Source organism: Bacillus cereus group sp. BfR-BA-01356 (assembly GCF_022663635.1).
Lineage (GTDB): Bacteria > Bacillota > Bacilli > Bacillales > Bacillaceae_G > Bacillus_A > Bacillus_A cereus.
Genome location: NZ_JAKUFX010000172.1, coordinates 1 through 10,352, shown reverse-complemented (window position 1 = coordinate 10,352; position 10,352 = coordinate 1). Strand labels below are relative to the sequence as shown.

The window sequence follows — 10,352 nt, the reverse complement described above, 5'->3', positions numbered from 1 at the left end:
TTTTACATAAAATACTGGTCTAGTTTCGTGATGTCTTTTTTAAGCAATTTGTCCTTTGATAACTTCAAAAGATATTATTTTTCAGTTGACATACTACCGCAGGTCTTTTACATTTGTAATTGCTAAATAAATTGCATTTCCTACACTAGGATTTCGGTTCAAAGTCTCTAAAATTTCCTGCATTCCCTTATCAATTATTTTTTCATTAAATATAATAACACGCAATTGCCCCAACTCTAGAGGTCCAGAAGATTTTTCGGATGCTCTTGCAAGAACTTCTCTACCAGTCTGGCCTGATGCTGAATAGATTTTCGTTTCACCTTCCCCGCCTCCTTTATAAGCTGAAATCGCAAAGGTTCCTTTTAGCTTACCTTTTGCTTCGGTATCATATGCCGCAACTTGAACTAAGTCAATGTCATCCACAATTTTCGTTTTAGCACAACCTATTAAGAAGACACTTACTATAAGGAAAAGTATCCATCGCTTCATGTTTATCTCCTTAACTTTATTTTGGCGGTTTGAATTAGCCATAATATAGGTAGGTATACATATATATATACAAAGCCAATTTGACCTGTCCAAGTATTTAATAAGTTAATTTTATTACGGTTATTCAAGAAAAATGATAAAACAAAGATGAACAGGATGATAACTGGCAAAACATATTTTTGCTTTATTCCCAGTGCCTCTTTTATACCACGACTTACTCCCCATAATGTAAAGGAAACATTGGGTAATATAAAAAAAGCCCAAACAGAAACAATAATGTATTCAAACCGCTCTATAAAGGGAAATTGTATAATTTTAATCATGCTTAAATATGCCCATATCGCGCTCGCTAGTTGTTTTTCACTAAAAAACGCAAGAGTTAAAATCATAAGGTATGTGTAGACAATAGTCGTTACTAAATTTGCATAGTGCGCATATTTTTGAGAGGTTCTTGCCTTTTTAATAAATGGGTAGTACAACAATAACATTTCAAATCCAAAAAAACTAAACATATTTCCTTTCATTCCTTTCATGATTTCTAGGAATGAATGCTGTGCAATTGGAAATAAATTTTGGAAATCTGCATACTGCAAAGGATAAAAAAATGTGAAGATTAGAATGCTTGGGATAACGATTCCAAAGAAGCCGATTCCAGCAACTACACGAAATCCTCCAGTCACAATGTAATAACATAGACCCAAAAAAGCCCCTGCTATAATCCAAGATGAAATGGAAGGAAACATCCAAACATGTACTACTTCGATATAGGTATGTAGTGTTGTTGCACCTAACAATACAATATAAGATAAAAAAATGAAGTTGAACAATCCACCAATCCATTTTCCAAGTACGTCTTGATTGATTGCAATGATATCTCCATTACCCTGATTTAAAATCTGATATATAATCCAAATCATAAGATTAACAGATATTCCAAAAAGCAGCGTGCTAATCCACGCATCATTTCCAACTAATTTTGCACTAATCCTTTCAAAACCAAGCATACCAACCCCCATCTGTATAGTAATAATTAAAAAAAACACCATATATGGAGAGACTTGATACTCAATTGGGATCTGTTTCATAATGCTCCTCCCTGTTAATTTCAATCATCAAAATCATTTCGTGATTTAATTTTATTTTTCTCTACCTCTTCTGGATTAAAACGAAAACGCTGTTTAGATCTTGAAAAAATAGGACGTCGAAACATCGCTGAGATCGGCAAACGGATAATGCTATCTTTCCAATCTGTAGGGCGTGTAGGATAAAAAGGAAACAAATAAGGACGTCTTAATGATTCTGTACGTAATAAACGTGCTAAAAGCAAAGAGCTTGTTAAAACAATTCCTAATAAACCCAACAGGTGTGCAGATATTATAAAAGGAAAACGAATTACTCGAATTGTATTACCAATTCGATATATTGGTGCTGTAAATGAGCTAAGCGCTGAAAGTGCAACAATAATAATAAGTACATTACTTGTAAGACTTGCCTCTACAGATGCCTGTCCAATTACAATACCACCTACTATACCGACAGTTAGACCCACTTTAGTTGGTAAACGTGCCCCCGCTTCTCTCAGTAATTCAATCGTTATTTCTAAAAAAAGCGCTTCAATTAATGGAGGAAAAGGTACTTTACTTCTCGATATGATTAACGTTTCAAGAAGTTCTTTTGGAATAAGCTCGTAATGATATGTTAAGATTGCAACATATAATGGAGTCGTTAAGACAGAAAACATAAAAGCAAAAAGCCTTAATAGACGAAAAAAAGAGGCAATAATCCAAGGCATGGTGTAATCTTCTGTCGTAGAAAAAAAGTCAATTAATGTTGTTGGAAGAGTGATTGCATAAGGTGAGCCATCTACAAAAAGTGCAATTTTCCCTTCTGCCAATACAGCTGCTACACGGTCTGGTCGTTCTGTATTCAAAAATTGAGGAAATATAGAATTCGGGTTGTCTGCAATTAACTGCATCAAATACGTGCTATCCAAAACGTGGTCTGTTTTTATTAGACTCACCCTTTTTATAATTTCTTGTAGATTTTGATCATTTACAATTCCCTCAATATATACAATCGCAACGGTTGTGTTAGATAGAGAGCCTACTTTCAATTCCTTCATTTGTAAATAAGGTGTTGGAAGCTTTCTACGTACTAAATTTAAGTTTACATCTAAATCTTCAACAAACGCGATTTGTGGACCCACGATATTGTATTCAATTTCAGCTTTTGTAATATCTCTTTTTTCTTTCTTTGCCACATTGATTAACAAGCCATTTAATTTATCTGTATCGAACTGAATAAGTATATAGCCGTTTAAAATACTATCCTGAATATCTTCCATTTGATTTGTTATTTTTGAATTTTCAAAGGGTAAGACAGACCGAATATCTTGTAATGAATTGAAGCTCTTCTCTTTTATATAAGTTAAAACCTCTTCATGAAATATATTTACATCGATTAAGGTTCTAAAATATGAAATGACTATAGAGGATTTGTTTGAAGCGATCTCCAACGTTATAAAATCTTTAGATTTTTTTAGTAATTGCATTAATTCCTGCAAAGATTTTATAGAGTGAACAGGTACTTTTTCATGTGGTTTCAATTGATAATACCCTTCCTTTCAAAAAGAACCTATATATAGTTTTTAGAAATTTCTATTTTAAAAATGAGGGATATTTATATGTCAATATGCTCATTAAAAATAATACCTTTTTAACTAACTTAACCAAAATTAGTTAAAAAATGTATTACAAGTAAAAATTTGAAATGTCCCCAAGAAAAATTACAATATTAAAAACATCCTTTCTTTTGGTTCTAAAGAAAGGATGTTTTTATAACAGGCTTTTTCAAGTGTCTATTCTATAGGGTACATTTACCAGTGTTCTTCTCTTTATTATTTCATTAAGTAACATTGGCATTACATTCTGTATGGTTTCTTAAAAAATTTCAGTAAGAGAATATCTTAATTTTGAAGTGTACAAATAGGGAGAGTGACTTCAACTGTAGTCCCCTTATTCACTTCACTCTCAATAAATACCTTTCCCTGATGTGTTTCAATGATTTTATAACAGATCATTAATCCTAAGCCAATCCCCTCTTCTTTAATACTATAAAAAGGTTCTCCGAGGTATGGTATACGTTCTTTTGGAATCCCACACCCTTGATCGATAAAACGAATACTTACTTGATTATTATCAAGTATATTTAATTGAATGAGAATTTCTCCTCCCATCGGCATAGATTCAATTGCATTTTTTAATATATTAACAAATACTTGCTTTAATTGATTTCCTTCACATGAAATCAATGGAATACCAGGGTTAAGATCGATTCTAATTTTTATATTATTCATCATTGCTTGAGGTTGTAGTAGCATTAAAACTTGATCCATTAGCACACTAATATCATTAGGTTTTATTTTTACCACCTGTGGTTTGGCTACCGCCATAAATTCAGTTGTAATACTCTCTATACGCTCAATCTCTGATGATACTATATTTATATAACCTTGATTATTTTCATTTTCCGTTGATTTTAGTAATTGCATGAACCCTTTCATTGCAGTTAATGGATTATTGATCTCATGAGCCATTACAGTCGCTAATTGTCCTACAACAGCAAGTTTTTCAGATTTTCGTAATAATTCTTCTGTTTTTAGCCGTTCAGTGATATCACGAGAAATACTTAGGAAAACTTTTTTACCATTTAAGTTAAAAACACGAACACTAAACTCAGTTGTTATTACTTTTCCTGTTGGAAAAACATATTCATCTTGCAAAGTGAAGGAAGTTTGTCCCTTTTTAATTTTTTCTAATAACCTTACGATTATTTGAGAATCTTGTGGTACTATATTTGAAAATGATAATGAGAGCAACTCTTCTCTACTATATCCAAATCTTCTACACCCAACAGGGTTTACCTCAATAAATCGACTTGGAGCATTATCTTCATTCAGCTCTACTACATATACCGCATCAGTTGCTTGTTCAATTAGTGCACGGTACTTCATTTCACTATCTCTTAATTGCTGGTGTAATCGATGTCGTTCTCTTTCTGCTTGTTTTCTTTCAGAGATGTCTCTACATATTGCTGATAAAGCTATCACATTTCCTCTTACATCTAGTATAGGAGAAACTGTCAGACTGACATCAAGAAGACTCCCATCGCTCCTTTGTCTAACAGTTTCTAATCTAGTAACCACAGATTCACCTGTTAGAATTTTCTGAATATTTTCAAGCGATTCTTCCATTAAAAAATCTGGTACAAAAGGTAATCTCTTACCTATGATTTCTTGTGATGACCACCCAAATATCTTTTCATAAGCTTTATTCGCTTGTAAAATATGCCCTTCTCGATCAGAAATGGTAATAGCATCTAGATTGTGCTTTATAAATGATTCCAATAATTCTTTGGTAGCGCTTAATTCTGATTCTACCTTTTTCCTTTCGGTTATATCAACTGTAGAACCAACAACTTCAATAACTTGTCCATTTCGTTTAATCGGCCTAAGCGCAATAAGAATAATAGTTTTATCATTTGGCCAAGGTAATTCAAATATAATTTCTTTTCCTTCCCATGCCTGAAGATAGTACTTCATCAATTGTGGAACTAAATGTGGAGGAACAATAGAAGCATCAATAGTACGTAAGCTTTTTCCTACCACCTGTTCAGAATAAAATCCGTTTTGATAATAAAACTGTCCATCACATAAAGTGTGTATAAAGTGCTTACCCACTTTTTTAAATTTAAAAATTCCTCCTTGAAACTCATGTACGGTATCTGCAAGTTCTTGCTTCGATTTTTTTAATTCTCGATTCATTTTAGATAAGTCCTGTGTTAAATAATACAATCTCTGGTAGGCTTCCATAAGAAATAGCCCAATTAAAAGTCCTAACGCTATATATAATAAGCCTCCTGTGTAAAGTAATGTAGTATTAAATAATACGCCAACTAACCACTTTAGTCCAATAAAAACAGAAAAATATAACGATGCACTTTTAAAAGGATGTAGTTTTTTAAAATAAGTTTTAAAGGTAGAAAATAGAATCCCCATACCTAAATAAGCAATCACAGGAGGTTCCCAGTACCCTCCTGTGTAAAAGATACGCATTACAATTATGCTAATTAACGTAATCCAACCAGCAATACGACCAAAGTAAATAAAAGATAGAATAAGAGGAACAACTCGAAGATCGTAGGAAAATCCCATGTATGGAAAAGAAAAGAACATTAACGTAACTGCAATAATCCCTCCATAGAGCTTTTCAAAATATCGACTAGAATTAATTGTAAACACTTGAATAAATATTGCTGCGCTAACTAGTAAAGAAAAAATAGAAAGGTTGATGAAATAATCTTTAATAATCATGTAATGTCCCTCCTTGCATTAAGTGTATTCGACAAAAAAGCTAAAAATCCTACAAATTGTATAAACAGTTCAAATGCATAAATTTTAAACTAGGATAAAATCTAGAAAAGTAAATAAGGAACACAGCAGATGAGATATCTTAATGAAAAATAGTTCAAAAAAGATAATAGTAACCGTTGACTACTATTATCTTTTTTCTTTAAGTTATCGTAATACGTATGAAACTCTAAGGGACGTGGTATGTCATTTCATCAAACAATGATTATATACTGAGTCATGAATATAGAAATTTCAGCAGTAATTTTTGAAAAATAACATAAAAAACAAAACTATCTTTGAAAATGGAAAAAATCTATATGAATGTCAACTAATCTATGTACAAAAACGTTCACTTAATTTTGCATAAAATCACTCCACTTAGGAAGCTAAGTAGTTCTTCAAGGTCGATAAGAACACCTGTAGATGCTTCAGGATAACTACATAATTGTATGGGTAATGTACTTGAAACCTTTCGGTAAAACCATACACATAATACAACTAACTCCTTGATTCAATATTTACTTTTTTCGCTGAACAAATTCTTTTTCTTGAGCAAAATATTCTAGGATATAAGGAGATTTTTCGATTAACTTGGTGTCTAGTTTATTCTCCAGCTCCAATTACTTCGTTACTTTCAGATTCAGTTCATTATATTTTGTACTTTGTCTTTATACACAACATATTCTTTACCATCCACTACTGCTACTACCGCAAATTCATCATTTGGATTGAATGAAAGCCAATCAGCCCACATGTTAGTATTAGCCCCTCCACTCCACATATTATGAACAGTGTTTTTCGTTAAATTCATAACTTTATAAGACGCATTTGGCGCATTTGTTCCAGTCTTTATTTCAAAAGTGTATGCGTTATGAATTTTTTTATAAAAGTAGAAAACGTTTGATGGACGAAGCTGATTCAAAAAATCCTGTTCTTTTTTCTCTGCGATTTTTATCCCTTCTTGTAAAGTGACAACATCTGTTTTTAATGTTTTCCAACTGTTTTTCGCTGCATTCAAGCTAGGGGTTAAGAATTTATATTTATTTTGATCAGCTTTTTGATCAGCTTTATCAATATGTCCCAGTACACCCGAATATTGAGAATCTAAATCCTCCCATTGCGTAGACATATAAGTAAGAGCAGTGATAGCACTATCAAGCATACTATGCATATCACTAATATTATGAAATGCAACTCCAACTACACGATTCAATGTTATTTTATAATCTACAGTCTGACGCAATTTTGCTAATTCAGGTTCTAGCCAACCTAACTTACCTCTTGCATCACCTATCATGATGCCACCAGCAATCAAGGTTGGAATAAAGGGGATTTTCACCATGTCTAACCCCTTAGATTCTATGTCTTTCTGATATTTTACTTGTCCTAAAAGGTCCTCTAGACGCTTTTGGTCCGCCTCCACATCAGCACCTTGGTTTTTTAAAATCGATTGCAATGTCTCTTTATGACTTCCAAATGTTCTAACATCTTCTCCAATAGCATTTTTTAATTGAATTAATTCTTCTATTAATGCTTTTGCAGACTTTTGATTTTGTTGAATTCCTCCCTGTAAATCTGTAATCCCTTTTTTTAAAGTATCTCCATTTCCAGTATTGATCGCCTCTACTAATGTTTCATAATAATTTTCAAATTTTGTATCGTATTCTATAATGCCTGTCAATGTATCTAAAAGCTGTTTTTTTACTTGTGTATTCCATGTAACAGCATGTGCTCTTGCATTCTTTTGATCTTGTACAATTTTACTAGGCAAATCTGCATTTCCATTAATAGTTATTCCTTCAAAACTCACATCTGGATTATTAATTAGCAAATAAGAATATTCATTCATAGCTTTTGCAAATAAACCAGCATCTTGCAAAGCTTTTTTCATCTGTTCTTCATTTGCTGAAAGAGATATATTTTCATTGTTCGTTTGTTCAATTTCAATCGCAAAAGTTTCTAGTGGTATGACTGCATAAGTAGTTGTTATAGTTAAAAACGCTGATACAGCGAGTAGTTTATTAGGGATTTTTTTCATCATTTCGTATTTCTCCTATATAAGGTATAGTTTCAAGTTCTAATCTTATTAAAAAGCGATGTCTTTCAAAATGAGTTCTACATCTTTTATCAGTATCGTTTGAACTTTCTTTAGCAGCCTTCAAATCATAAAGTATTAAAGAAAATGTATATAATCTGCTTCAAATTAACCGATTCTGTTGCAAATTTTAAAAAAGCAATTAAACTACAAGGTTATTTTTTATTCGAATCATACTTATATATAATTGAAAGGCGAAGTCTTTAATGAGACTCCGCCTTTCTGTTATATAAGGATTTATTAATTATCACTTTTCTGTTTAACAGTGTAATCATAGACTTTCTATGTTTTAGTTCACTTTACGCAGAATTAATATTTCCCTATCTTTGTGGAGTAACAGTTTCCACTTTTAATTCCTTTATTCCTTCTTTTAATGTAACAGCATCTGTTCGTAATGTTTTCCAACTGTCTTTAGCCGCATCCAAATTATTCTTTAAGAATTTAAATCTATTTTGTTCAGCTTTTTGAGATGCGGTCTTAATATGTCCAAGTACTCCCGAATATTGAGAATCTAAGTCATGCCACTGCGTGGACATATAAGTAAGAGCGTTAATAGCATCATCAAGCGCCTTGTGCATTTCATTAATATTACTGTAAGCAACTCCAACTACACGATTTAAGGTTACTTTATAATCCACGGTCTGACGTAATTCTGCTAATAAAGGCTCTAACTTACCTAAATTATCCCTTGCTACTCCGACTATAATACCGCCAATTATTGGTAGACCCAAAATAGCACCCTTCATTACATTAAACCCATCAGATTCTAATTGTTTATAATAGTTTACTGATCCTAATACTTCTTCTAGACGCTTTTGATCGGCATCAACATCTGCACCTTGATTTTTTAAAATTGACTGCAAGAGCTCTTTATTACTTCCAAAAGCTCTAACATCATGTCCAATAGAGTCTCTTAATTTAGTTAATTCTTCTATTAGTTGTTGTGCATACTTTTGATTTTGTTGAATTTCACCTCGCAAATCTGTAATCCCTTCTTTTAAAGTTTCTCCATCCCCTGTATTAATCGCTTCTACCATTGTTTCATAATAATTGTAAAATGTTGTATCGTATTCAACAATACCATTCAATGTATCTAAAAGCTGTTTTTTTACTTTCGTATCCCAAGTAACAGCATGTGACCTTGCATTCTTTTGATCTTGTACGATTCTACCAGGTAAATCTACATATCCATTAATGGTAATTCCCTCAAAATTCACATCAGGATTCTTAATTAACATATAAGAATAGGCATTCATAGATTTTGCAAATAATCCAGCCTTTTGCAAGGTCTCTTTCATTCTCGCTTCATTTGCAGAAAGAGCCGTATCTCCATTGTTCGTTTGTTCAATTTCACTTGCAAAAGTTGTTACTGGTGAAACTACATTAGCAGTTGTAATAGTTAATAGCGTCGATACAGCGAGTAATTTATAAGGGATTTTTTTTATCATTTCATTTTCCTCCAATTTAGGTTTTATATTTCAGTTCTACTCCTGTTTAAAAGCAATATCTTTTGAAATGAATTCTGCATCTTTATGAATATCATTCCAACTTTCTTTAGCGGCTTTTAAATCATCTGGTATTAAAGAGAATTTGTGGTCTTGCATAGAATCGATATTATCCAGTAAATCTGTATAATTTGCGCCCATTGTATTCCATTGCTTTTGAATATTTGTTAGAGACAATATCGCTTGATCTACAGTCTGATATAAATATGCCAATGTTTCTTTCGCGTTAGTAAGCGAAAGAACTGCTTGATTAGCACGATCTGCTTTCATACTTAATTCTCCGATTTTGTTAGAAATTTCATTATAGGAGTCCATATGCTTAGATGCTGTGACACCAGCCGCTGTTCCTAAACCAATACCAGCTGCACCAAGAGCCGAGAGTCCACCAACAACAGCCGGTGTTGCTGTACCGCCAGTTACAACAATAACGACCGCTCCTCCAATAGCTGCAATAACTAAAATAGCTGCTCCCAATCCACCACCAATTGACCATGCTAATACATCATCAAAATGTTTTTTCTGAGTAGAACGAAGTTGCTCAATTTCAGCTTGAAGTTGTGGAATCGTTGCCTGTTGACCTGCTAATATTGCAGTTAATCCACCTTTCCCATCTGGACCACCAACATTATTTTTAAAATCTGTAGAATTTTGATATAGTTTCCCTTTGAAGTCTTGTAGCATCTTAATCACATCTGTAACTTCTTTTGAATTTGTATTGATTGTAGTAATTAAATCATTTATACCCTCTCGTATATTAATATTTAAGCCCTATCTCAGGCTTAGTTTTACTCTCTAATAAGAGTCCAGTAATAAAGAAAATACTTGGACGTCTCAAGATATTTCTAGATAATGG

Annotated in this window: 5 protein-coding genes and 3 pseudogenes; all 8 read right to left on the bottom strand. The window is 32.5% G+C overall.

The features are described 5' to 3' along the window. Positions 1-105 precede the first annotated feature (105 nt). A pseudogene (locus tag MR168_RS30375) lies at positions 106-489 on the bottom strand (Ger(x)C family spore germination protein); the annotation flags it as partial. Positions 490-491: 2 nt separating this feature from the next. After that, positions 492-1,574 carry a GerAB/ArcD/ProY family transporter gene (locus MR168_RS30370; RefSeq protein WP_000809697.1) on the bottom strand — a complete coding sequence of 361 codons (1,083 nt, stop codon included), beginning with the start codon at positions 1,572-1,574 and terminating at the stop codon, positions 492-494. A gap of 20 nt (positions 1,575-1,594) precedes the next feature. Next, positions 1,595-3,094, bottom strand: a complete 1,500-nt coding sequence (locus MR168_RS30365; protein ID WP_006920984.1) for a spore germination protein — start codon at positions 3,092-3,094, stop codon at positions 1,595-1,597. Between the two features lie 360 nt (positions 3,095-3,454). After that, entirely contained in the window at positions 3,455-5,860 is a 2,406-nt protein-coding gene (locus tag MR168_RS30360) for a PAS domain S-box protein (RefSeq protein ID WP_086411397.1), read from the bottom strand. Positions 5,861-6,290: 430 nt separating this feature from the next. After that, positions 6,291-6,519: pseudogene (locus tag MR168_RS33790) on the bottom strand (hypothetical protein); the annotation flags it as partial. A gap of 20 nt (positions 6,520-6,539) precedes the next feature. Then, on the bottom strand, positions 6,540-7,940 hold the full coding sequence (gene hblB, locus MR168_RS30355; RefSeq protein ID WP_086388591.1) for a hemolysin BL regulatory component HblB: 1,401 nt from the start codon (positions 7,938-7,940) through the stop codon (positions 6,540-6,542). A gap of 374 nt (positions 7,941-8,314) precedes the next feature. Further along, the gene (gene hblA, locus MR168_RS30350; protein ID WP_242291706.1) at positions 8,315-9,442 is read right to left on the bottom strand and encodes a hemolysin BL binding component B; all 1,128 of its coding nucleotides are present in this window, start codon (positions 9,440-9,442) and stop codon (positions 8,315-8,317) included. A 36-nt stretch (positions 9,443-9,478) separates the two neighbouring features. Then, a pseudogene (hblD, locus tag MR168_RS30345) lies at positions 9,479-10,252 on the bottom strand (hemolytic enterotoxin HBL lytic component L1); the annotation flags it as partial. Between the last annotated feature and the right edge of the window lie 100 nt (positions 10,253-10,352).